Origin of the sequence: Tepidibacillus sp. HK-1, assembly GCF_001748485.2 — a bacterium.
Classification (GTDB): domain Bacteria; phylum Bacillota; class Bacilli; order Tepidibacillales; family Tepidibacillaceae; genus Tepidibacillus_B; species Tepidibacillus_B infernus.
In genome coordinates, this window is record NZ_BDGM02000005.1 from 37,227 (window position 1) to 61,603 (window position 24,377).

At 36.6% G+C, this 24,377-nt stretch carries 17 protein-coding genes and 1 pseudogene; 6 read left to right on the forward strand and 12 right to left on the reverse strand.

The window, feature by feature from the left end:
* Positions 1 to 20 precede the first annotated feature (20 nt).
* Positions 21 to 683, forward strand: a complete 663-nt coding sequence (locus BEN26_RS03600; RefSeq protein ID WP_069801133.1) for a TetR/AcrR family transcriptional regulator — start codon at positions 21 to 23, stop codon at positions 681 to 683.
* 106 nt (positions 684 to 789) lie between these two features.
* Positions 790 to 2,028, forward strand: coding sequence for an MFS transporter (locus tag BEN26_RS03605; RefSeq protein WP_069801134.1), 1,239 nt, complete (start codon positions 790 to 792; stop codon positions 2,026 to 2,028).
* Here BEN26_RS03605 and BEN26_RS03610 read toward each other — a convergent pair.
* From BEN26_RS03610 to BEN26_RS03630, 5 genes and pseudogenes are all read right to left on the reverse strand, one after another.
* Positions 1,974 to 2,431, reverse strand: a pseudogene (locus BEN26_RS03610) (GAF domain-containing protein). The gene BEN26_RS03605 and the pseudogene BEN26_RS03610 overlap by 55 nt on opposite strands.
* A gap of 218 nt (positions 2,432 to 2,649) precedes the next feature.
* Positions 2,650 to 3,999 carry a glucoamylase family protein gene (locus BEN26_RS03615; protein ID WP_069801135.1) on the reverse strand — a complete coding sequence of 450 codons (1,350 nt, stop codon included), beginning with the start codon at positions 3,997 to 3,999 and terminating at the stop codon, positions 2,650 to 2,652.
* Positions 4,000 to 4,033: 34 nt separating this feature from the next.
* Complete coding sequence (locus tag BEN26_RS03620; RefSeq protein WP_068722435.1) at positions 4,034 to 4,882, reverse strand: carbohydrate ABC transporter permease; 849 nt, start codon at positions 4,880 to 4,882, stop codon at positions 4,034 to 4,036.
* A gap of 23 nt (positions 4,883 to 4,905) precedes the next feature.
* Positions 4,906 to 5,793, reverse strand: coding sequence for a carbohydrate ABC transporter permease (locus tag BEN26_RS03625; protein WP_069801136.1), 888 nt, complete (start codon positions 5,791 to 5,793; stop codon positions 4,906 to 4,908).
* A 94-nt stretch (positions 5,794 to 5,887) separates the two neighbouring features.
* Positions 5,888 to 7,144 (reverse strand): sugar ABC transporter substrate-binding protein, encoded by a 1,257-nt coding sequence (locus BEN26_RS03630; RefSeq protein WP_181482185.1) that lies wholly within the window; start codon positions 7,142 to 7,144, stop codon positions 5,888 to 5,890.
* A 546-nt stretch (positions 7,145 to 7,690) separates the two neighbouring features.
* Here BEN26_RS03630 and BEN26_RS03635 point away from each other — a divergent pair.
* The 3 genes from BEN26_RS03635 to BEN26_RS03645 all read left to right on the forward strand — a co-directional run bounded on the left by BEN26_RS03635 (position 7,691) and on the right by BEN26_RS03645 (position 14,314).
* Entirely contained in the window at positions 7,691 to 9,856 is a 2,166-nt protein-coding gene (locus tag BEN26_RS03635; RefSeq protein WP_069801137.1) for a glycoside hydrolase family 3 N-terminal domain-containing protein, read from the forward strand.
* 18 nt (positions 9,857 to 9,874) lie between these two features.
* Positions 9,875 to 13,222: a GH36-type glycosyl hydrolase domain-containing protein gene (locus tag BEN26_RS03640; RefSeq protein WP_069801138.1), complete on the forward strand. Its 3,348-nt coding sequence runs from the start codon at positions 9,875 to 9,877 to the stop codon at positions 13,220 to 13,222.
* Between the two features lie 126 nt (positions 13,223 to 13,348).
* Positions 13,349 to 14,314, forward strand: coding sequence for a LacI family DNA-binding transcriptional regulator (locus BEN26_RS03645; RefSeq protein WP_069801139.1), 966 nt, complete (start codon positions 13,349 to 13,351; stop codon positions 14,312 to 14,314).
* Between the two features lie 49 nt (positions 14,315 to 14,363).
* On the opposite strand, the gene BEN26_RS03650 is transcribed toward BEN26_RS03645, so the two are convergent.
* Together BEN26_RS03650 and BEN26_RS03655 are read right to left on the reverse strand one after the other, a co-directional pair.
* Positions 14,364 to 14,747, reverse strand: coding sequence for a glycoside hydrolase family 32 protein (locus tag BEN26_RS03650; RefSeq protein WP_068722429.1), 384 nt, complete (start codon positions 14,745 to 14,747; stop codon positions 14,364 to 14,366).
* Positions 14,748 to 15,163: 416 nt separating this feature from the next.
* Positions 15,164 to 16,612 (reverse strand): amino acid permease, encoded by a 1,449-nt coding sequence (locus BEN26_RS03655; RefSeq protein WP_069801140.1) that lies wholly within the window; start codon positions 16,610 to 16,612, stop codon positions 15,164 to 15,166.
* Positions 16,613 to 17,406: 794 nt separating this feature from the next.
* On the opposite strand from BEN26_RS03655, the gene BEN26_RS03660 reads away from it, so the two are divergent.
* On the forward strand, positions 17,407 to 18,471 hold the full coding sequence (locus BEN26_RS03660; protein ID WP_255421848.1) for a DmpA family aminopeptidase: 1,065 nt from the start codon (positions 17,407 to 17,409) through the stop codon (positions 18,469 to 18,471).
* 379 nt (positions 18,472 to 18,850) lie between these two features.
* On the opposite strand, the gene BEN26_RS03665 is transcribed toward BEN26_RS03660, so the two are convergent.
* From BEN26_RS03665 to BEN26_RS03685, 5 genes are all read right to left on the reverse strand, one after another.
* Positions 18,851 to 19,945, reverse strand: coding sequence for a glycerol dehydrogenase (locus BEN26_RS03665; protein ID WP_069801141.1), 1,095 nt, complete (start codon positions 19,943 to 19,945; stop codon positions 18,851 to 18,853).
* A 279-nt stretch (positions 19,946 to 20,224) separates the two neighbouring features.
* Positions 20,225 to 20,773, reverse strand: coding sequence for a hypothetical protein (locus BEN26_RS03670; protein WP_181482177.1), 549 nt, complete (start codon positions 20,771 to 20,773; stop codon positions 20,225 to 20,227).
* 143 nt (positions 20,774 to 20,916) lie between these two features.
* Positions 20,917 to 22,500: a sensor histidine kinase gene (locus tag BEN26_RS03675; RefSeq protein ID WP_220126400.1), complete on the reverse strand. Its 1,584-nt coding sequence runs from the start codon at positions 22,498 to 22,500 to the stop codon at positions 20,917 to 20,919.
* 3 nt (positions 22,501 to 22,503) lie between these two features.
* A complete protein-coding gene (locus BEN26_RS03680; RefSeq protein ID WP_069801147.1) occupies positions 22,504 to 23,208 on the reverse strand; it encodes a response regulator in 705 nt (234 codons plus the stop codon).
* Positions 23,209 to 23,611: 403 nt separating this feature from the next.
* Positions 23,612 to 24,226 carry a hypothetical protein gene (locus BEN26_RS03685; protein WP_181482178.1) on the reverse strand — a complete coding sequence of 205 codons (615 nt, stop codon included), beginning with the start codon at positions 24,224 to 24,226 and terminating at the stop codon, positions 23,612 to 23,614.
* Positions 24,227 to 24,377: the final 151 nt, after the last annotated feature.

The following is a 24,377-nucleotide window of genomic DNA, read 5'->3' on the forward strand; positions in this document are numbered from 1 at the left end:
AAGAGAAAGGGGGGTATGATTTGGATTATTCAAAAAAGATTAAAATCAAAGCATGGGAATTTTTTATTCAACAAGGAATAAAAAATACGGCCATTGAACAAATCTGTCAAGAATTAAAAATTTCAAAAAAAACCTTCTATAAGTATTTTAGAAACAAAGAAGATTTACTTTTACAAATTTTTATGTCTAATCGTCAGGTCTTTTTTGGAATATTTGAAAAAGGACTTCGGGAAAAAGTGCCACCGATGGTCATTTTGCTTCGAATTATCCAACAGTTTAAGAAAATGATAAGTCCACAAACCAACTACTCTTTAAACGAAGAAGAAACTCCTTTCTTTCCCATTAGTCCTTCAATCATTGAAGAGTTGCCATCCCTTTATCCGGAGGTTTGGCAAACGATTGATGGCTTTCGGCATGATCTTCTAAATCAAATTGCAAACTTATTAGAGAACGAAAAGGAAGAATATATTCGGGAAGAGATCAACACCAAAGTGATTTCGAAAATGCTATTTGCCATTATCGAACAGATCATCCATCCACAATTCCTTAATACGCACAAGATCCCCTTTCATGAAGTTTTCAATTCCGCCTTTACTCTTCTATTTAAGGGAATTATTAAAAATGAAAAACAAGAGGAAATAACAAGGATGGTAATAGGAGTAGAGAACAATGAACGATATTAACATTAGCAGGGGTTAATTTAGTTTATTATATCCAGAATATTCAAATGTTTTGTTTATCTTTTACTTGATTCCTTCTATAATAATACTATAAGGAGTTGAACGGATCATGGATAGACAGCAGTATTTACAGATGGGAGCCCCTGGTTTCTGGAAGGCAACTTTTGCTTTAAGTATAGGTGCCTTTCTTATTTTTTCAAATCTTCATATGTCACAACCACTTCTCCCTTTATTTTCTAGAGAATTCGGTGTGTCACCTGCAACAGCTAGCTTATCTATTTCGCTTACAATTTTAACACTAAGTGTCTTCCTTTTAGTATTTGGACCGATTTCTGATGCTATGGGGCGTAAAAATATCATGTCTTTAGGATTAATAGCATCTTCTATTTTATCCATTCTTATTTTCTTCGCACCTAACTTTTTCATGTTATTATTCCTACGTGCGGTGCAGGGAATCTTTTTGGCCAGTTTACCTGCCATTGCTTATGCTTATATTGGCGAGGAATTTGACCATCTAAGTATTAGTGCAGTAATTGGTATTTATATCAGTGGCAATACGATTGGAGGAATGGGCGGAAGAATAATCAGTGGGTTTATCGCTGATCTTTGGGGATGGAGATATTCTTATCTAGTTATGGGTATGATAGGTCTCATTAGTTTTATATTATTTCTAATATTTCTCCCCGATTCTAATCATTTTCAACGAAAGCCCTTTTTAATCAATGAGGCAATGAAAGAACTTATTTCCCATTGGCAAAATCCAATTCTTCGCCAAGCTTATTATATAGCTGGTATTATTTATTTTATTTTTATGGGTGTTTTTAACTATATTGGATTTTATTTAAGTCAGGCTCCTTATTTTCTTTCAACAACAGTCATTGGATTTTTGTTTATCTCTTATCTTGCGGGGACATTTAGCTCAACCTATTCAGGAAAATTGGAAGGAAAGCTGACGATTCCTGTTCGGATCTTTCTTGGTTTAGTGATCATCTTTATTGGGCTTGTGCTTATGCTTTTCCCACAATTACCTCTGATCTTAATTGGTCTTGTCGTTCTTGTTTTTGGCTTTTTCTTTACTCATGCTGCCTCTAGTAGTTGGGTAAGTCATCACGCAAAAAAAGCTAAAGCAAGTGCTTCAGCCTTGTATCTCTTATCCTATTATTTAGGGGCAAGTATTGGTAGTACTCTTTTAGGCTATATCTGGCAACCCTTTGGTTGGAAGGGTGTTATTATTGCTACCTTTGTGTTTATTCTTTTAGCTATGGGAGTTGCTCGGAGAATGAATACAGCAGATTATTTATCCCAATCGCATTGTTCCACTAACAGTTCGACAACCTTTTCTAAGTAAAATCTATCTGTATCAAGTACACCAATCAAATTCCCTTGATTGATAATAGGTACAACAATTTCCGATTAAGAAGTAGCATCGCAAGCAATATGGCCTGGGAATTGGTTTACGTCAACGACAACCTGGGTCTCCCTCTTTTCTGCCGCTGTCCCACAGACCCCTTTACCTATTTGAATTCTGGTGCAAGCCGGTTTTCCCTGTAAGGATCCAGTACAAATGTTCTTCCTTATATAGATAAAATCCAACCCAGTTCACATGATCCAAGAAATGATATAAAAGCGAGGGATGTATTTGCTAAATTAACCAACCAATCCTTTTCATCCTCAATCAAAGATTTATCTTGCTCTAGAATTCTAGGATAGATTTCTTGCTTTTCTCCTTGTAATGGCTTTATTTCAAACATTGATATCCCCCTTTCTGTAATATTTTTAATTGTAACATAAACAATGAATGCTTCTTATTTCTCTCTTAAATAAAGAAAGAAACCAAAAATACAAACTTCTACGATAATCATGGAAAAATTTGAATAAAAGTTTAAAGTAAATATCCCTAATAGCAACGATCTCCACTTAAATAAAATAGACAAGCGCCGGTTATCAATGTTTACCGACGCTACTCGTTTTATTGAATTGAAAATACTTCTTTTCGTAATAAATCTTCAGGATTTCGGCCAATTTCATCACTATGAAAATAATTTCGAAGGACGCCATCATACAAATAGTTTGCAATTGAAGCCATGATCATTCCTTGATCGAGGGATAAATAGGCTTGGGTGACCTGACCAGTCAAAACATTGACGGAGTCATAGAAGCCGTATTTGTCGTATGAATTTAAATCCTTTAATGCTTTTATATTTTTATAAGCTTCCTCAGGAGCATACTCAAGTGCCAAGAAAGTTGCATAAGCTGTAACAGTCCCATTATCCTTGTAACCAGATGTTCCTAGTGGTGTAGCTGCGAATTCACTGTATCCATCTGGAGTGGCTGCCGGTGAAAAACCCCATGCAGGATAACCTTTTTCCTTAGCGAAAGCAATTTGGAGTTCAACATGACGTTTGTTGTTTAAACCAAGTGCATTAGTTCCAAGCTCTTTTTCTTTTAAAACCAGGCTGGGCATAAGACCTTCAAACATACTGCCGCCCCAGCTCGGTACATAAATTACACCATTATATTCATAATGACCCTCAAATACAGAAACCCCATCATATTCAACAAAGGCGCCCGTTGGAATTTGAGCTTGCCAATCCCACTCTGGAGGAAGAGTTCGATACATTTTCCACCAATGTTCTGCTGGAACATCACCTTTCCCTATGGCAATATAACTTGCCAAACGAGGCTCAGTATAAAACATACCGTAATGGTGTCCAGTGAGTTCCCCTCGATCAACAAAGTAACCGCCTCGGAACTGGCCTACCTTTGGATCATATAATGGCTCATAATTCATTGCATCAACAAGCTTGCTTGTTTGTTTAAATAATTCTTCGTATGCTTGGCCCGTAACAATTAAACCAGCAGATAGCCACCCGTTATCCACCTGGGATATAAATTGTCCCCAATCGGTTTTTAAAGTACCATCTGTATTATACCAGTTATAAAATAACCCATTCCATTTTTCTAATTTTTCTAATGTGTTTAAAGTCTTTTGAATTCTTGAAACAGCTTCTTCCCGTGATATGATCCCAAGCTGTTCTGCTGAAATCGTACTTAATAAGTACATTCCAATATTAGTTGGAGAAGTATATTTTGCCTCTTTCACTTCTCCATCCTGAAAACGAACGGCATCGTATGTTAAACCTGTTGATGGGTCGGTAAAATCCTCAAAATAACGATATGTTTTCTTTGCAACCGCTTCTAATTGGTTTTGTAAAGCGATATCATGTACATTTTCATTTGCAAAAGCTATTCGTGAAACTATAAAACTAGTAAGTAAGACCAAAATTCCTAGCATTATCACAAATCTACTTCTGATCATTTTGAATCTCCTTTCAAAAAGATTAACTTTTTTATTACTTCATACCTGAGATCGTGTAACCTTTAATAATATGTTTTTGGAAAATCATAAAAACAACAATGATTGGGACAACCATAAAAGTAGAGCCAGCCATTTGTAAAGCAAAATTACCGCCATATTGCCCTTTTAATAAAGATAGTCCAACTGATAATGTATAAAGTCTCTCATCATTTGCAATAATCAACGGCCAAAGGAAGCTATTCCATCCTGCTATAAATGTTAAAATACCTTGTACTGCAAGAATTGGCTTTGAAATCGGCAAAACGATCTGTAAGAAAACGCGAAATTCGCTAGCTCCGTCGAGTCGAGCTGCTTCTAGTAGTTCATCTGGAATCGTTGACATGAACTGACGAAATAAAAAGATACTAAATGCTCCGACAAGACCTGGTAAAACGATACCAATCATTGTATTAGTTAAATGTAATTCGTTCAAAATTAAATACACGGGAATCATAGTTACTTGCCCAGGAATCATCATAGTCGCTAATACAAGATAAAACAACTTATCTTTTCCCTTAAATTTATATTTTGCAAATCCATAACCAGCCATTGCATTTAAGAATAATCCAACAAAGGAAGCAAGCACGACTAAAATTGTGTTTTTAAAATATAGCATAAAATTCATATTCTCAAATAAATAATGGAAATTATCAAATGTAAATTTCTCTGGAATAAGTGTTGGAGGGATTTGCAAGACTTCATTTTCTATCTTAAAGGCAGACAAAATCATCCAAATAAAAGGAAGTGAAATTATCAAACCACCTAAAGTCAGTATAATTCCAGCAATCCATTGTTGTAAGCAATCCTTTTGGAACGACTGTCTTTGTAATTTCTTTGCTTTCATGGCTTATCCACCTCACTTATCACTTAATAGTCAACTTCTTTATTTTGAAATCTAAACTGAACTAGAGTCACAATAATGATAGCAATAAATAAAATAAATGAGCCGGCAGCAGCATAACCGAATTTGCTGAATTGGAAGCCATTGCGATAGATAAATAATGCAACTGAAGTCGTACTATCAAGCGGTCCACCTTTTGTCATAACAAATGGTTCTTCAAAGAATTGTAACCAACCAATCATTGTCGTAATTGACACAAAAAAAATAGCATAGCGTAATAATGGAATAGTAATCTTTGTTAACTGCTTCCAGCTATTGGCCCCGTCAAGTTGCGCCGCTTCATAATACGACTTTGGGATGCCTTGAAGTGCTGCTAAAAAGATAATCATATTAACTCCAATCGCGCGCCACAAAGCTAATGCAATTAACGAAAATTTTGCCCATATCGGATCTTGTAACCAAGGAACTGCGGGTAAATGTATGGAATTAAGTAGATAATTAAACAAACCAAATTGCGGATTATACAAATAACTCCAAACTACCGCTACTGCCACAACATTTGTAATCGAAGGCATATAAAAAATTACACGAAAAGCTTTAAAAATTGGTGCCTTCCCAAAATTAATTAATAACGCAATACCTAAAGAAAAAATTATAACTAATGGAACACCGAATACAACATAAAACAAGGTATTTAGAATGGACTTGATAAAAATTGGATCACTGAAGACGTCTTTATAGTTTTGCAAACCAACAAAGCGAATTACAGACCAATCAGCTAATCCTGCTAGATCAATATCTGTAAAACTAATAATAAGCGCCACAAATATTGGTAGTATAGAAAATAATGTTAATAAGATGATGGCTGGTGCAATGAAGAAATATGGTGTTTTTTGATTAGTAGTACCTTTCATAGTTTGTCACTTCCTTCAATATGCCCATATTTGTTGAAAATATAGGTTAACTAGCAGGAATTCCTGCTAGTTAACTCAGTTATACCAATTATAATTACTTTAAAATTCCTTCAGCCTTTTTATTAAATTCGTCCATTTCTTTTTGGACATCTGCTCCACCACGGTAAATTTTTTCAAAACTACTTAAGAAAGTTTGGGCAATTTCTTCAAATTGTTTAATAACAGGCATTGATCTAGCATTTTCCATTTGCTGACCAAAAGTTTTATATAATGGATCATCTTGTAATGCTTTATCATTCCATGCTTCTTTTGCTGCTGGAAGTGAGTTTGTCATTTCCATCCATTTCAATTGAGTTTCAGGCTTGCTCATAAAAGCTACAAATTTCAATGCAGCATCTTTATTTTTGGTATATTGGAAGACAGATAAATTTGAACCACCTAAAACTGACATATTATTTTCTTTTGCCGGTAGAACTGCAGTTGACCACTTACCTTTTAATTCCGGAGCCTGATCATTAATAATCTTAACCATCCATGGACCACTAATAAACATTGGAAGAATACCATCACCACGGAACGCTTGAACAATATCTATTCCTAAATCTATAGGAGCTGAACCATCTTTGAAAAAACCATTTAAATACTCAACTGCACCAACAAACTCTTTTTGATTAAAAAGTGGTTTGTTATTTTCATCAAATAGTTTTGATCCATTTTGACGAGCAAACATAAAAGCTAACGATTGTTCTTTGGTGTCAATGCTAATTCCATATTTATTGTTACCACGTTGAGATAATTTTTTTGCAGCATCTTTTAATTCGTCCCATGTTTTTGGTGCTTCATTATAGCCTACTTGTTTTAATAAATCTGTACGATAGTATAGAACACGAGTATCAATATACCATGGTACACCAACTACTTTATCTTCGTATTTAGCAGTTTCAACTGAACCAGGATAGAAGTTGTTTTCATTAAACTCAGGATATTGGTTCATATATGGTTTTAGATCCATTAACGCATTTGCAAAAGCAAATTCTGGAATCCAAGTTGTACCCATCTGTACTACGTCTGGGCCACTTTTTGATGCTACAGCGGTCAACAATTTGTCATGTGCTTGATCCCAAGGAATAGCTTGAACTTTAACATCGATATTTGGATTTTGATTTTTAAACTCTTCAGCAATTTTAGGAAGAGATTTGGCTTCTTCTCCCATTCCCCAAACGTTAATTGTTACTTTTTCATTATTATCCGTTGGAACTGAGCTCGAAGAACATCCGGCAAGTACCCCTGATAGAATTAATAATGTTGATAAAACGATAAGTATCATCTTTTTGTTTTTCTTTGCAAACATTTTCCCACTCAATTTTTATCCCTCCAATATAATTATTCTCGCTTGGTATCTTGAAATCTTTTCATTAAAATTATTCAGTTAATAGTAATAGTCTTTATTTACTTCATACCCCCTCGAAGTAAAACGTTTTCCATTCAACTTAAAATGCATAAATACATTTATTATCGAAACGTTTTTATTGAAAACTCAAAAATATAATCATATACAAAGTTAATTTTATTGAAACGTTTCGATATAGCAATTATAAATTAAACTCGTAACCGTTTTCAATAGCTTTTTTTGTAAAAATTTTTATATTTTAAAACGGGCATTCCAACTTCATTTTTGGGATAAGATGTTTTCTCTAAATAATAATAATAAATTTCTATGATAAGAAATACTAGAACACAAGGTTTTTTATATTTAAAACCTAATGATTACTAAATTTTTAATCGAAACGTTTTTATAAAAATTTGACTCAAATCATGAAAGCGTTTATAATCCATTTATATACGTATTCGAAACGTTTCTAAAAATTCAGGCTTATTCCGATCGTGAGGGATTAAAATGAACAAGCATCAATTGATATTGATCATTGAACAAATGACTTTAGAAGAAAAAATCGCACAATTAACGCAATTAGCTTCTCCGTTTTTTGAAGGATCAGATCATGAAGGTCAGATTACTGGGCCAATGGCAACGCTAGGGATTAAGGAAGAAGATATACGTAATAGCGGCTCCGTTTTAGGTGCTTCTGGAGCAAAAGAGGTTATCCGTATTCAACAAGCTCATTTAAACAAAAATCGCTTAGGAATACCTTTGTTATTCATGGCTGATGTTATTCATGGTTATAAAACGATTTTTCCTATTCCATTAGCCATTGGTTGCTCATGGGATTTGGAATTAGCCGAAAAAAGTGCTGAAATTGCAGCTAAAGAGGCAGCTATTTCTGGAATTCATGTTACATTTGCACCAATGGTTGACTTAGTTCGCGATCCTCGTTGGGGAAGAGTTATGGAATCTACAGGAGAAGATCCTTATTTAAATAGTCAATTCGCACGAGCTTTCGTTCGTGGCTTTCAAGGAACTAATTTGAAGAACGATCTTAATCGGGTTGCTGCATGCGTAAAACATTTTGCTGCTTATGGAGCACCAGAAGGTGGACGTGATTATAATACTGTTAATATGTCCGAACGACAGTTGCGTGAGTCCTATTTATCAGCTTATAAAGCAGCTTTAGATGAAGGTTGTGAAATGGTAATGACCTCATTTAATACAGTAGATGGTATTCCGGCTACTGGTAATAAACGATTGATACGCAATTTGCTTCGAGGTGAGTGGGAATTTGACGGTGTCCTTATTTCAGATTGGGGCGCTGTCAAAGAGTTAATTCCACACGGTGTTGCAGAAAATGAATCAGAGGCTGCTTATAAAGCAATTCAAGCAGGTGTTGATATTGAGATGATGTCATCCTGCTATGTGAAGAACTTGAAACAACTTGTAGAGAATGGTTCAATTGATGAGACATTAATTGATGGAGCTGTTTTCCGTATATTGAGCTTAAAGGATAAATTAGGGTTGTTTGATAATCCGTACCGTGGTGCAGACGAAAAATTAGAGAAAGAGATTGTACTTTGCAATGAGCACCGCCAAATTGCCCATAAACTAGCTACAAAATCATGTGTTTTATTGAAAAATGAAGCAATTCTACCATTACAACCAAAGCAAAGAGTTGCGTTGATTGGTCCATTCGCTCAAAACGGTGACATATTGGGACCATGGTCTTGGCTTGGATCAAAAGAAGACACCATTCAATTATATGACGGTATAAAATTGAAAGTAAAATCATCCGATATTTTCGTTGCAAAAGGGTGCGAAATTGAAACTGGAACAGAGGAACAGTTGGATGAAGCATTAACAATTGCCCATCAAGCAGATGTCATTATTCTTGCGTTAGGCGAGAGTTCAGAAATGAGTGGAGAAGCAGGAAGTCGTGCAGATATCCGTTTACCTGAAGTTCAGCTGCAATTAATTTCGAGATTAAAAGAATTGCGAAAACCGATGATAGCTGTGCTATTTAACGGTCGCCCTCTTGATTTACATGGAGTTATTGATCAAGTAGATGCAGTGTTAGAAGCTTGGTACCCTGGTACAGAAGGGGGAGGTGCAATTGCCGATTTACTTTATGGTGATGCAAATCCTTCTGGTCGTTTAACCATGTCTTTCCCTTATTCTGTAGGACAAGTACCAGTGTATTATAACTATTTTAATACAGGGCGTCCAAAAGATGCGCCTGATGCACAAGAGCGTTACGTATCACAATATTTAGATATTCCAAATGAACCCCTTTTCCCATTCGGATTTGGGTTAAGCTATACCACATTTTCTTATAGTGAAGCAACTCTTTCATCAGATTATCTGACACCTGAACAGCCAATCCAAGTATCTGTACAGGTAACGAATTCCGGGGAAATTGCTGGAGAAGAAGTTATACAACTTTATATACGTGATGTCGTAGGTGAAGTTGTCCGCCCAATTAAAGAACTGAAAGCTTTTCATAAGATTATGTTACATCCAGGAGAAACAAAAACAGTAACATTTACTTTAACAGAAGAACAACTGCGCTATTATCATTCAGACTTACAATTTAAAAGTGATGCAGGGGAATTTATTGCTTATATCGGTCCGAATAGTAAAGAAGGATTGGCTCTTATGTTCAAATTAGTGAAATAAAGAATTGAGGGAAGAAGCATGACAATAATGACTGATTCAAAGTTTGTGATCGAAGCAGAGGATCTTCAATTTACCTTTTTAAATAGCGGGGATATTTATGAAGTAATGCATAAGGGGATAATGCTTAATCAATGGATAGCTAACCCAATTGATGGTTCATTAAACAATCTATATTTACGATTGCATCGGAAATCAGAATTAAAAGTTATTCCTTTACTTGGTGTTCGATCTGCTAGTAAACTAGGTTTTTCGAAATCACAAGTATTTTGGAAAGGAAATATAGAACAAATTCAATACCAAGTTGTTTTTACCCTTACAGAAAAAGGAATTTGGTTTTGGGATATCAAAGTTAACGGCTATGATGAGGAAATCGATATCATTTACGGTCAAGATTTAGGTCTTGCTGATAAGGGTGCAGTTCGAACAAATGAAGCCTACGTATCTCAATATATTGATCATAAGGTTTTTGAAGACGATCACAAGGGATATGTGATTTGTTCACGACAAAACCAACCACAACTGGGTACTTTCCCATATATCCAACAAGGATCTTTAACAAAATCAATCGGCTATTCAACTGACGGATTTCAATTCTTCGGTTTGTCCTATAAAGAAACAAATGAACCAGAAGTATTAACAAAAGAATTGCTTGCAAATGAAATCTATCAGTATGAATTTGCATATACTGCATTACAATCTAAAAGGATAAAATTACAAGGAAATGCTAGATTTGTCTTTTATGGCCTTTTTAAAGAAGATCATCCTACAGCCATTCGTTCTTTAGAATTTGAAACAGAAATATTAGATGCTTGGAAACAAGTAAACAATCAAAACTTAACATCTGTTCATTTTTTAGACAAAGTGAATGTATCCCCTATTATCGGGTTACCCTTAAAAACCTTATCCATGACGAAGGAAGAAATTGATATATACTTTCCTTACCGTCATCATGAAGAATGGGATGAGGATAAACTGCTTTCATTCTTTACAAATAAACACGAGCATGTCGTTTTAAAAGAAAAAGAATTAATCGTAGAACGGCCTCATGGTCATATTATTATGACTGGTCAAAAGGCTAAAAAGTCTGAGAATATTATCACATCAACATCTTATATGTATGGTGTATTTAACTCACAGCTTGTCGTTGGCAACACTGCCTTCAATAAAATGCTGACAAATACTCGTAATGCCTTAAATATTATGAAAACGTCTGGCCAACGTATATATGTAGAATTCGATGGTGTGTATCATTTATTAACGATGCCATCCATGTATGAATTAGGATTTAACTATTCTCGTTGGTATTATAAAACTAATGATGATTTACTGATTATTACTAACTTTACAACAGTAGACACACCTGAGGTGCAATTACATGTTCGTTCCATAAGTGGTAAATCATATCGTTTTCTAGTAACTCACCAAATTTCGATGAATAACAATGAGTATGAAGCCCCATTTCGTATAAAAAAAGACAGTCAAACAATCTCTTTTTATGCAGATACTAAGTCAGATAGTGCTAAAACATATCCAGACTTATGCTATCGACTACATGTAACAGGATCTACTATGACTGTAGAAGATGAACAAATGCTTGCTTCAAACATTTTGCCTCGATCTGCTTCACTCGTTGTACTTGAATTAAGTGCAACAAGTGAATGGGCGATTACCATTCAAGGCCTCCTCTATAATGAGGAAATACCTTTTGTTAAACGAGAAGCAAAATTAGAAATTGAACATTATCGTGCATTTTATCGAACTGTGATGAATGAATTCCATCTATCACGAAACGGTACAATCACAGAAGAACTAGATAAAATAAATGCAATTGCTTGGTGGTATACCCACAATATGCTCGTTCATTTTTCAGTTCCGCATGGTCTTGAACAATACGGCGGAGCAGCTTGGGGTACACGAGACGTATGTCAAGGGCCAACAGAATATTTTCTCGCTACTCAAAAACATGACACGGTACGTGATATTATAAGAACCGTATATTCTCATCAGTATGAAAATGATGGAAACTGGCCCCAATGGTTTATGTTTGATAAATACTATACTATCCAACTAGAAGTAAGTCATGGAGACATAATCGTTTGGCCATTGAAAGTGTTAAGTGATTATTTAACCGTAACAAAAGATTTTGACATTCTTGAGGAAAAAGTGCCATATACCATTCGTGGTAGTTTCACATACACAGAAAAACCCGCAACCATTTTTGAACACGTTAAAAAACAAATTGCTTACATGAAACAACATTTCTTACATGATACGTATTTATCTTCATATGGTGATGGTGATTGGGACGATACACTTCAGCCAGCTAACGCACAGTTGAAGCAATACATGGTCAGCAGTTGGACAGTTGCTTTGACTTACCAAACGCTAAAACAGTTTTCCGATGTTTTAAAAGAAGTGAGTAAGTTAGAGTCGAAAGAACTGCAAACTTTAGTCTCAGGAATCGAATCAGACTTCAATCGCTATATATTACAATCAGGTGTAATTCCAGGCTTTATCTATATGGAGCAACCTGAGAAGGCTGAATTGCTGCTTCATCCAAGTGATTCAAAAACGGGAATCCATTATCGGCTTCTTCCTATGACTCGAAGTATAATCAGCGAACTTCTAACACCTGAACAAGCAGAAAAACATTATCAAGTCATTAAAGAAAAGTTATATTTTCCAGATGGTGTTCGACTAATGGATCGACCAGCCAAATACAATGGTGGTGTAAGCATCCATTTTAAGCGTGCAGAGCAAGCGGCTAATTTTGGTCGAGAAATTGGTCTTCAATATGTACATGCACATATCCGTTTCGTTGAAGCGATGGCGAAGCTTGGAAAAGCTGAAGAAGTATGGAATGGCCTAGCAATGATTAACCCAATCGGAATCCAACAAGTCGTACCAAACGCTGAACGTAGACAAAGTAACACGTATTTCAGCAGTTCAGATGGTAAGTTTAATACTCGTTATGAAGCTCAAGAACGCTTTCATGAATTACGTGAAGGGGAAATACCTGTAAAGGGTGGATGGAGAATTTATTCAAGTGGTCCAGGAATATATATGAACCAATTGATCTCAAACGTCTTAGGAATTCGATTAAATGCTGGGGACTTAATCATTGATCCGGTATTGCCAAATAGTTTGGATGGAATACAATTTACTTTCTCAATTATGGACTACCCAGCTACGTTTATCTACCATTTAAAAGGAAATAAAGTAAAACGAGTATTAGTTAATGGTTTAGAGGCGACAACAAACGCTTTATCAAACCGTTACCGAAACAGTGGGGTCAGGATAAATCAACAAGAACTAAAACATCGCTTAAAGAATGATAAAAATATATTTGAAATATTTAAGGAATAGCTGAACAGGCGGTTTCAATTTAACCGCCTCTTTCTTCTTAAGCTTATTATATTTGTATGTTAAATGTATAAAACACTGTATAATAAATAATGTAAACGCTTATTTAAAAAGATAGGAGAGAAATCCGTGGTCAGTATTAAAGATATTGCTAAAAAAGCGGGCGTTTCGATTTCGACTGTTTCCTACGCGCTAAATGGTAGTTCTAAGGTAACCGAAGAAACGGCTGCTAAAATATTAGCGATTGCAAAAGAATTGAATTATGTCCCAAATGCGGCAGCTCGGACACTAAAAAAAAGAGAGACAAAAATCATCGGTGTCTTCCTAACAGATTATAGTGGTGCTTTTTATGGACAATTATTACAAGGAATGCGAGAAACTTTATATAGTAAAGGTTATGAATTAATTGTTATTAGTGGTATGCGTTCACATCGTTTTCTGCCAGAACGAATGATTGATGGTGCTATCATTTTAGATGAGACATTTAAAAACGAAGAATTGCTTAAATATGCCGATCAAGGACATAAAATAGTTGTTCTAGACCGAGAATTAGATCATCCGAATGTCATCCAAGTGTTACTGGATAACAAAGCAGGAGCTACATTGGCAATCGATTACTTAATTGAGAAAGGTCATCGAAAACTGTATGTTGTTACCGGCCCTAAGGGGTCTTATGACTCAAATCAGCGTCTACAAGCCGTTAGACAAGCTGTAGAACATTATCAAAATATTAACTATACGGAAATTGAAGGCGATTTTAATAAACCTGCCGGAGAGCAAGCAGCGCAATTAATCATTCAACAATATACACAACCAACAGCTGTCTTTTGTTTAAATGATGAGATGGCAATTGGTATGTACAATTATTTATTGAAAACAGATTATCGTGTCGGAGAACATATTCATATTATTGGGTTCGATAACATTGAAGTCTCACATTATACTCAACCGCGCTTAACAACAATTGATTATTCTAAGCGAAAATGGGGTGCTTTAGCTTCGGAAAAATTATTAAAATTAATTGCGAATGAACCTGTAGAAAATGATCGTATTTACGTAACGTTGGTTGAAGGAGAATCTGTTGGTAAAATATAATACTCTTTTTAAATAATCAAACTCCTGCTTATTGTAGGGGTTTCTTATCTTAAATAATAACTTGCTTTTCTCGATCAAACTGTAAAACTAGCCCTTCTTTTTCTGAGCTATATAGTTCAATTCCAAATCGGCTTGCTTCAATTTCTTTAAAATTGATTTCTAGCTCATACACATCACTTTCATTTTCAATCTCCATCGTTTCATCTTGAAGAATCCCTTGCTCAGAGATTGAGTCGGTTCGTAATAATTTTAGTTGTTCGGCAGGCTTCTGGTAGAGCTTACCTTCTTTTAAAACCAACTCTCTAGGAATCGTTAAACAATGTACCCATGATTCCTGATCTGTGGGGTAAGCAATTTCTCCTGAGCCGGCCCAAGCTAAGAGCAATATCTTCTGATTTTTATCTAAAAAGCTTTGTTGAGCGTATTTAAACATCTAACTCACCCTTAAATGCCCAATCGAGGGCATTGTTTGATTCAAAGACAATAATCGTATCAGTATGGTCTTTTCTTTTCTGGTTACCTTATTATTCCTAAAACCCTTAAGGCTAAAAATATCTTCAGCAAGATTTTCAAAGTCTTTAACTCTTTGGCGAATATACTCTTGAGTAAGACCAGCAAACCATCCAGCCGCAATCAAGGGATGTAAAGTAGTTGGAACCTTAATTAATACTTCTAAATCATAGCAACTACCTTTTGCCCTGGAGCCTCTTTAATTTTTTCATCAATTAAAGGAATCTTAACTTAAGAAATTTTTAGTAAAATCATTGAGTTTAGAGTTAAGCATATCTTGAGATTTTAATTTTTCTAGCTCCTCTTCCGTAACATGAAAAAATCCACTATTTTTTTTGATTATTTATTTTTATCTATTTCCTTCTCCTTTATCTCTTCGGTCAGTTCCTTAGAGAATTCTGCTGACAATCTTGTTTGATATTTCTTATTGTTCAAGCTTAAATAAACTTCTTTGTTCTTTTTAGAACTTTTCATCAATCTTATTGAAATATAAATGAAAGAATATAATGCGGTCATTATAATTCCTGCTATAAGCCCTGATGTCTGCCCTGAAATAAATGGCATACTCAAAATAATCATAACCATACTTAATAAAACAATCCAAGAGGTTAATGGGTATCCGGGCATCTGACACTTACCTTCTGGAGGACATCCATTCTTTTTACGAAAGCGTATATGAGTAGCAATTATAATGACATATGTAAAAAGTAATGCAAAACCACCTGAACTTATTAAAAATAGATAAATTTTTGGAAGCAAAAAACCAATACTTAATCCTAAAAACATAGCTAGACCTGAAAATAATATTCCGCGATAAGGAACATCCTTTTTATCTTTTAGCCACTTAGGAGCTAGGCCATCATCAACAAGAGACCTCATCATTCTTCCAAGTCCAAACATGGCTGCCAACATTGTAGAAAGAATAGCTGTTATCAGTACCAGATTAATAACCGTACCTGCCCACCCAATTCCCCACCTATTCAAAGCTGCTACCATTGGACTTACATCTTCACTAAGCGTGGTTGTAGGAATGAGTGGAAGAAGTACAGCAATAGAAAGGATATAAAATCCTACAAGTGACAAAACGGTATAAGTAATTGCTTTAGGAACCGTTTTTTTAGGATTATCTGTTTCTGAAGCAGCTAATCCAATGATTTCAAAGCCAGCATAGGAAAAAATTACGACAAGCATACTTCCCGCAATCCCCTTTATTCCCCTAGGCATTAAAGGTTCCCTAACTAATTCTCCGGCACCGATTGTTGAAATCCCTGGAAATATTCCTATAATTAATAATAATGCGATTATGATAAAAGAAGCTATTGCTAATAACTTTACTGCAGCAAGACCGCTTTCCAGCTTGCTTAGCTTATCAGCTCCTAAAAGATTAAGCAACGTAACACCAATTATTATCAAGCTTCCTAGCAAAGAAATGGATATATTTGGAATCCATTCACGTACCAAAATGGATACAGCAGTGGCTTCACTTGACATGGCTAGAACCATTCCTGTCCAGTATACCCATCCAACGACAAATCCAGCTCCCGGACCAAATGCTTGTGTTGCAAAGGTACGAAAAGAACCTGTATCAGGATTTGCTACAGTCATCTCAGACAAGGCAAAGAGTATAAAATAAACGAGTACTCCTCCCAAGATATAGGATATTAAAATAGCAGGTCCAGCAGCATGAATCGCTACCGACGAACCTAGAAAAAATGAACCTCCTATTACAGTCCCTAATGCCATCATTGTAAGCTGCCATGCGGACAGTCCTTTATGTTTTTTCTCCATAATCTTCTCCTTAACGCTTAAGCATCACAAAATAAAAGTAGTTTCCATATTTATTATCCCTTAAATTTAGAAATCCATTCTACAGTATAAACCTTCCTCATTTTGTACGATTTCGTAGTAATTACAACAAAGCTCCCAAAGAAACATTGTACCATTTAGAAGGAGAACAAAAACAGTACGATGAAAAAATAAAACAACGTTGGGGGAACAGTGATGCATACAAAATTTTAAAAGAAAAAACAGCTAAATACACTAAAGAAGATCATTGGAGATGTTTAGTGGCCTAGGGGACCTACGATTCACAGCGTATTAAGACAAGTATGCAACTGGACTTGCTGCTGTTTAAAATACTTCTGAGAACGCTTTGCAATCATCATTATAATGACCATCGAGATAAGATTGATCCCAAGAGCTACCAAAGTCATTTGCCAACTAATCGTAACCTGATTCAGAGTTTGGCTGAGCGTATCCACATTTACTGGCTTATCTTGAGTAGTTGATCTGCTGGCAAATTAGCAAATAAGGAAAAGAGATCAGTACTTGCTGGAATTTTCTTCCCGTTGAAATCAATGAATTCATTTAATCGTAAATAAAGATCTAGCTATTTCATTGAGTTGATAATTGAGTTCTTCCATTAAAATCACTCAGACATGAAAAATATGGATATCTACTCGTGTATCGCAGATAAAATAAATCTATCTTTTAAGACAAGTTTATGTGATAATTTTTCTAGAAATAGTAGATGACCTTATAAAGCGAATCCGTTTATTACATACATATTAGGTGGGATTATAGTGAAGTCACAAAAGCGAATTAGAGATTATGGTATAACCATTGGCCGAATGCAACCTGGCAAACTAAATTCCATTACTGATATTGAAGGTATAAGAGTTGGCAATGTTACACTTAATGATAGCGAAATTAAGACAGGGGTAACTGCCATTCTTCCCCATGGTGGAAACCTTTTTAGAGAAAAGGTTATGGCTGCGAGCTTTGTTATCAACGGTTTTGGAAAGTCTATTGGATTAATTCAGATAGATGAAATGGGAACCATTGAAACTCCTATCATTTTAACTAACACCTTAAGCGTTGGCACTGCCTTTGATGGGGTTGTAGAATATATGCTTAGTAACAATGATGACATAGGCCATACAACCGGTACTATAAACCCAGTGGTATGCGAGTGTAACGATGGGTATTTAAACGATATAAGAAAACGAAAGGTAGAAAAATCCCATGTGATAGATGCCATAATGAATGCAGAAGTTGAATTTGAAGAGGGCTCTGTAGGTGCTGGAACCGGCATGTCCTGCCTTGGCCTTAAGGGTGGCGTGGGTACCTCTTCAAGGATTATAAAGCTTAATGGAAAAGACTATATCCTTGGAAGCCTTGTTTTATCAAATTTTGGAGTAGGAGAAGAACTTTTGATTAATGGAATTAAAGCAGGTGAGAATATAAAATCTTTGCTTTCCAGAAGTGATGAAGAACAAGACAGGGGATCTATTGTTATGATAATTGCCACAGATATACCGCTTAGCGAAAGACAGCTTAAAAGGGTATGCAAACGTGCAGTGGTGGGTCTTTCAAGAACAGGTTCTTTCATAGGTAATGGAAGTGGAGATATTGTTATTGCCTTTACAACTTCAAATAAGGTAAACCATTATGCAGAAAAGGATATATACGAAATCAAAGTCTTAAACGATAATAAAATAGATCCCGTTTTTAAGGCAGTTGCCGAGACCGTAGAAGAATCTATATTAAACTCACTCATCTGCGCAGAAAAAACCGTTGGAAAAGATGGACATACAAAACATTCGCTGAAGGAGTATATTAATCATATTCATATAGACATTTGGTAGCATCTACGGTCCATACAATAGATTGCCATCAAGGGCGATCGGCATAACAGTAACAGAAGTTAGACCTCCGTAGCTGTCAGGCTCAAGGGAGGTCTACTTATTTTTTAGGTAGGAAAGTAAGGTAAGGATGAACATGCGATTCTATTAACAATATAGTATTTAAGTTTTCTGGAACACCTTGTTGATCTCTCATATTTTTTAATTTCTCTTTTTGAATCTCTAACTTTTTTTGATGAGGTGAGGTCAATGCCGAGGCGAATTTGACCATGATGTGGTTCCAGGAATACAGCTTATTGACCACTACCCTTATAAACTATCTCACTCGTTCTGTTGTGATGAAACCTATATACGGATAGAAGGATAGCATTTCGTCCTGCTATTATTTAAAATACTTTCCTAATTTATCAGCTGTTATAATTGCTGCATAAACATCATCAGCTGTTACGTTAAAAGGCATATTATGAATTGTTTCACCCTCTGCTACAGATGCTTCTGCTACTTTTCTTAATTGTTCTTCCGTTACGTTTTGTGCGCCCATATCCTCTAAAGTAGTTGGAAGACCAACACTCTTACAGAATTCTATCACTTCTTTGATTTCTTCCATTGGTGCATTTTCTAATACTAATTGTGTTAATGTACCAAAAGCTACTTTTTCACCGTGATATAAATGATGACACTCTTCAAGAACAGTTAAACCATTATGAATAGCATGTGCAGCTGCTAGACCACCACTTTCAAAACCGATACCACTCAAATATATATTCGCTTCAATAATTTTTTCAACTGAACTATTGGATATTTTACTTTCCGCTACTAATTTTGCTTTTAAGCCGTCAGAAATTAAAGTTTTGTAACATAACTCTGCTAAAGCGAAGGCACCTTCTGTCACATTACCACCTGCCATAGTTACTGCGTTAGAACGCTTACAAGCTCTAGCTTCAAAATAGGTTGCCAATGCGTCTCCCATACCTGCAACCAATAAACGCACTGGTGCTGCCGCAATGATTTGAGTATCAATAAGTACTACAGACGGATTAGTAGGTAGTAATAAATATTCATCAAAAGTTCCTTCTTCTGTATAAAGCACTGCAAGGGCGCTACATGGTGCATCCGTAGATGCAATTGTAGGAACAACTATCACCGGACAACCAATATAAAACGCAATGGCTTTAGCTGTATCAAGAGTTTTCCCCCCACCAATACCAACAACCATATCACAACCCTTTTCTTCTGCTAGGGCTTTTAAACGATTAATTTCTACTTTTGAACATTCACCCTTAAATAATTCCATCACATACTCTGCATTGTTTGCTTTATAACTTTTATCTACAATGTCTTTTGTTAAACCTGTAACAAATTCATCGGCAATGATAAAAGGTTTTCTGCCATAATTTTTTGTGTAGTTCTCAATATGGGCTAATTCTCCATTTCCTTGAATATATTTTCCTGGACTAATTATAATTTTTGTAGACAATATACCTCACTCCTATCTTTTTTGTACAACATAATAGTACCAATATGTTCGCCCTTAATAATTATGGGTACTGCTTATTATTCCCATCCAGCATAACAAATATGTAGGAGTAAAGCTTAAAGAAGTTGAAAGTTTTTCCAGTATTCCAGGTGGTACTCCAACAGGGGAAAAGAATAAAAGGGAATCCTTAAAAAAATTAGAGTTGGAAACGTATCCTTCACTTTGCTAATGCTGCGTACTTTTTGTGTTATTCTTAATTTTTTTAAGAGATATGTTGCTCTAGTCCTGGATATATATAACCATCACGGTTTTTGTCTCAGCATGGTACTCCGCGCTAACTTTGGAACCAATTACAGTATCTAATTGAGTAAGAGGCGGAAGAGATTCGCTTACAAAAATCTTGCTCCCGCTAGTAATCTTAAGTACCAGTTCATTATCACTTTCGGTAGCTATCGTAACTGTACCGTCAACAGCATTGATCGCCTTTAACGTACCACTGGTAGTAGCAATAGCCTGGGACTCACCCACTTCCTCTTCGTCAACGGGAGCATCTTCTTCTCCAGCCACTGCTTTCTCTTCGTTGGCGCTAGCGCTGAAATCGGTTACCCCGGCTTCCCTCTCTAGCTCAGTTTCTCCCCCGGTGCTATCTACACAGCCAGTCAATAAAACAACTCCTAATACAAAAATTGCCATTATGACCATAAATCCCTTGTTTAAAACCATATTATTTCTCCTTTCATAAGCCTTTTCCCTAACTATGTATCCTTTGTTACCCTCAACCCTACTACAAAGGTATAAACCTCCTTGGAGATTCCTTCTCTTTTTCACAGGCAATTATACCGGAGAAATATTGACTGGATTTTACCAAACATTGAAAATACTTTGCGATAATGTTAATAATTGTTACAAATAAAAGAAATACCAACGGTTTTCCGTACAGCAATAGCAGGTAACCGTTGGTATTTCTTTTATTAATAAGGGAAATTACCTATTTCGATGTAAAAGAAGGAAAACTGATGGTAAAAGTCGTTCCCTTTCCTAATTGGCTTGCAACATCTATCTTCCCGCCTTGTAATTGAACTAGCTTTTTCACAATCACCAGTCCCTTTTTCCTGCATGTTACTATTGCGCTGGTTTTTTACTCGATAAAACCTGTCCCAAATGTGCGGCAGGTCATCAGGCGGTATGCCAATACCATTATCCTCAATGGTTAGTATCACTTCATCTTGCCGGGATTCCACGCTAACCCTGATGGTACCATTCTCCGTGGCTCTGACAGCATTCTTCAGCAGATTCCTAATAATCTGTTCCATCCGGTCAACGTCCCCTACCATGATAGCATTCTCTGTTTTTTTCTCTAACACCATCGAGATATTTTTGCTATTGGCCAAACCCTCCATGGACATGACCACCCCTTGAGCGAGAGCGATCAAGTCCACCGGCAGTTTTTCTACGGTTATATTCCCGCTTTCCAGGCGGCTTAATGACAATATATCATCTACCAACCTGGTAATATGCACCGTTTGAGTATAAATCGTGTTCAAATACTTCTCCTGTAGCGCTTCGTCTTGCACCATACCATCGCGGATAGCCTCAACAAAGCCCTGAACAGAAGTAAGAGGGGTACGCAACTCATGCGATATTTCCGCAAACAGCCGGGCTCTTTCTTCTTCCATTCTGTAGCTTTCGCCTTGTATCTTCTGTAGTCTTACCGTCAGTTTATTGAGCTGGTTAGCAAGGACATTGATTTCATCCAGAGGCTGGTCATCAGCGTTAAAAACGTAACTCCCCCTGCTAATCTCTGCAACGGTGGTAGCCAATCGAGAGATCGGTCTGGAAATATACATAGCGAGATAAACGGAAACGATAATAATAATTACCAGTATGACTATCGCTCCGATAACTAGGTAAAAACGCATTTTGTTTAAAGCAAGGTCGAGATTAGTCGGCTTCGTTTCCAGCAGGATGCCGTTTTCAATGGCATCCTCATTGTTTCCCATGGGGACAACGGCAACAAAGGTGAGTTCCCCTGTCTCCTTATCCATTGTCCTGGTAACCTCAGTTTCACCTCTGGTAAGTATTTCGATGAATTTTGCATTTACTTTACTCCCAGGTACCACTTCCTGCTCCGCTGAAGTACCCAAAATTTTTCCTTGCTTGTCAAAGACCGTAATCCTAGCATCAAAGCTATCGGCCAGAAATTTTAACAAGTCCTGTTGAGCATCAGACTGACCACTTGTTTGTTTGCTTGCTGGAGTTTCCCATGCCTGTTCCTTTTGCTGGAGCAAGGCAAAATTTACCCTTTTGGCTTTGCGTAACAATTCCTGTTGTATTTGATCATAGGTTACCTGTTTAACCACAAAGACAGAAAACATCGTCACGGCAATCAAAGCAAAGATAAACACTGTAACATTAGTAAATAATATTCTTGTATAAAGATTTTTGTTGAATTGTTCTAGCAGTATGCGTTTAATAATAAGCAAGAATCTGCGCACAGCTCGAGCATGGATTACCAATTGAAGTCTTTTCCTGCCTAGCTGTAGGTAAGTTTTCACGATTTAGTCACTCCTCCCTTTGACAGGAGGTGTAAACTGGTATCCTACACCCCAAACAGTTGTCAAATATTCATGGGGCAAGGGCTCTAGCTTTGTCCTTAACCTGCGAATGTGGACATCTACTGTACGCTGATCACCAAAGTAGTCATATCCCCATACAGCTGTCAACAGCTCCTCTCTGGTGAAAACCCTTCGAGGATTCAGGGCCAGGTGATAGAGTAAATCGAATTCTCTGGGAGTAACTTCTATTTCAATATTATTAACTTTAACTCTTCTGATATCGGCCTGGATTTCCAGCTCCGGATATTTCAATTTCCAGTTCGTTGTAACGTCAACCTGTTGGGTACGGCGTAGTACCGCTTTGATTCTGGCGACTAGTTCCCTAGGGCTGAAAGGTTTGGAGACGTAGTCATCGGCTCCCATTTCCAGTCCTAGAACCCGGTCTGCTTCTTCTCCCTTAGCTGTAAGCATAATGATGGGAATCATGCGTAACAACCTTAAATTACGACAAAGAGTAAGCCCGTCCATACCCGGAAGCATGATGTCCAGTATTACCACATCAGGGTTCTCTCTGTCAAATGTGGCCAGTACCAGGTCACCATCGTTTACCCCAATAACTTCAAAACCTTCCCTCTCTCCATACAACTTAACCAATTCCATTACGTTTTGGTCGTCATCAACTACCAAAACCTTACCCAAATAAGACATTATTTTCCCCTCCTCGGCCATCTTTTTTTCATCTGGAAGGCTTCTGGAATCTAAAGTATTCCCAATCACATCCGACGCCTCTTAATTGCCTGATATTTCCAGATGAAGCTTACCTAGGGAAAACCGTGTGCCAAAACAAAGAAAGAATTCTATGATTTCAAGATTATTTAACCTGCAAATAAATTTCTCATTCCTTTTTTTAGTAAAGAATAGCTTGTCATCGTTTCCTTTATAAATTCCATAATATCTCTTATATTGTTTTTTTGTCAACGACTGGGAAATTTTAGTTGCATCTGCTGAATGGCTAATGTCGTATTAAGGTGAAGCATTAAACGCCCGGCGACGGGAATCTACTCCCTGTGCCGGACGTCATGAACTGGTAATATTGTGTTATTAAAGTAAATTAGTTAGTGGCGGTCATTCCAAAAAAATCTAATAACCGTTCGTAGATGCTCAGTAATCTGTCGTATGAGTTAAGGAGCCCGCTGTAGAATCTATTTTGCACACTCTCTTGGCCGGCGGGTGCGGTGCTTTCTTCATCTACCGCTTGCCCTTCATCTATTGGTGCGGTGCTTTCTTCATCTACCACTTGTCCTTCATCTATTGGTGCGGTGCTTTCTTCATCTACCGCTTGTCCTTCATCTATTGGTGCGGTGCTTTCTTCATCTACCGCTTGTCCTTCATCTATTGGTGCGGTGCTTTCTTCATCTACCGCTTGTCCTTCATCTATTGGTGCGGTGCTTTCTTCATCTACCGCTTGTCCTTCATCTATTGGTGCGGTGCTTTCTTCATCTACCACTTGTCCTTCATCTATTGGTGCGGTGGATCTTGGTTCAACTAATATTTGTCTTGTTTTCCCATCCTCCATGACAGTGATCTGTGCTGCAGCATGCTCCTTTAGGTCAGAATTGGGGTGAAAATCTGCAGCGCTGACAGGCATGATGGTCATGAAGGTCGGAATAGATGCAACCATAAAACCCATGGTAATCTTTACTAATTCATTTTTTAACACAAACATAAATTTATCCTCCTTAACTTTTATTTAGGAAACACTCTTGCCCTTCAGGGCCTCAAATCTGTTTTTCCCTTCGTCTGAAATTTTCACGTTAAATCCCTTTTTGGTTTGCTACACTGCTATCACCTCTCCCGAAGATTTTAAACCTTCCCTC

Excerpts from the sequence above, each read along its gene's own strand:
- BEN26_RS03605 (WP_069801134.1), top strand. The coding sequence starts at position 790 with ATGGATAGACAGCAGTATTTACAGATGGGAGCCCCTGGTTTCTGGAAG.
- BEN26_RS03685 (WP_181482178.1), bottom strand. The coding sequence starts at position 24,226 with ATGTTTGTGTTAAAAAATGAATTAGTAAAGATTACCATGGGTTTTATG.
- BEN26_RS03680 (WP_069801147.1), bottom strand. The coding sequence starts at position 23,208 with ATGTCTTATTTGGGTAAGGTTTTGGTAGTTGATGACGACCAAAACGTA.
- BEN26_RS03650 (WP_068722429.1), bottom strand. The coding sequence starts at position 14,747 with ATGTTTAAATACGCTCAACAAAGCTTTTTAGATAAAAATCAGAAGATA.
- BEN26_RS03625 (WP_069801136.1), bottom strand. The coding sequence starts at position 5,793 with ATGAAAGGTACTACTAATCAAAAAACACCATATTTCTTCATTGCACCA.
- BEN26_RS03615 (WP_069801135.1), bottom strand. The coding sequence starts at position 3,999 with ATGATCAGAAGTAGATTTGTGATAATGCTAGGAATTTTGGTCTTACTT.
- BEN26_RS03620 (WP_068722435.1), bottom strand. The coding sequence starts at position 4,882 with ATGAAAGCAAAGAAATTACAAAGACAGTCGTTCCAAAAGGATTGCTTA.
- BEN26_RS03640 (WP_069801138.1), top strand. The coding sequence starts at position 9,875 with ATGACAATAATGACTGATTCAAAGTTTGTGATCGAAGCAGAGGATCTT.
- BEN26_RS03655 (WP_069801140.1), bottom strand. The coding sequence starts at position 16,612 with ATGGAGAAAAAACATAAAGGACTGTCCGCATGGCAGCTTACAATGATG.
- BEN26_RS03630 (WP_181482185.1), bottom strand. The coding sequence starts at position 7,144 with ATGTTTGCAAAGAAAAACAAAAAGATGATACTTATCGTTTTATCAACA.
- BEN26_RS03635 (WP_069801137.1), top strand. The coding sequence starts at position 7,691 with ATGAACAAGCATCAATTGATATTGATCATTGAACAAATGACTTTAGAA.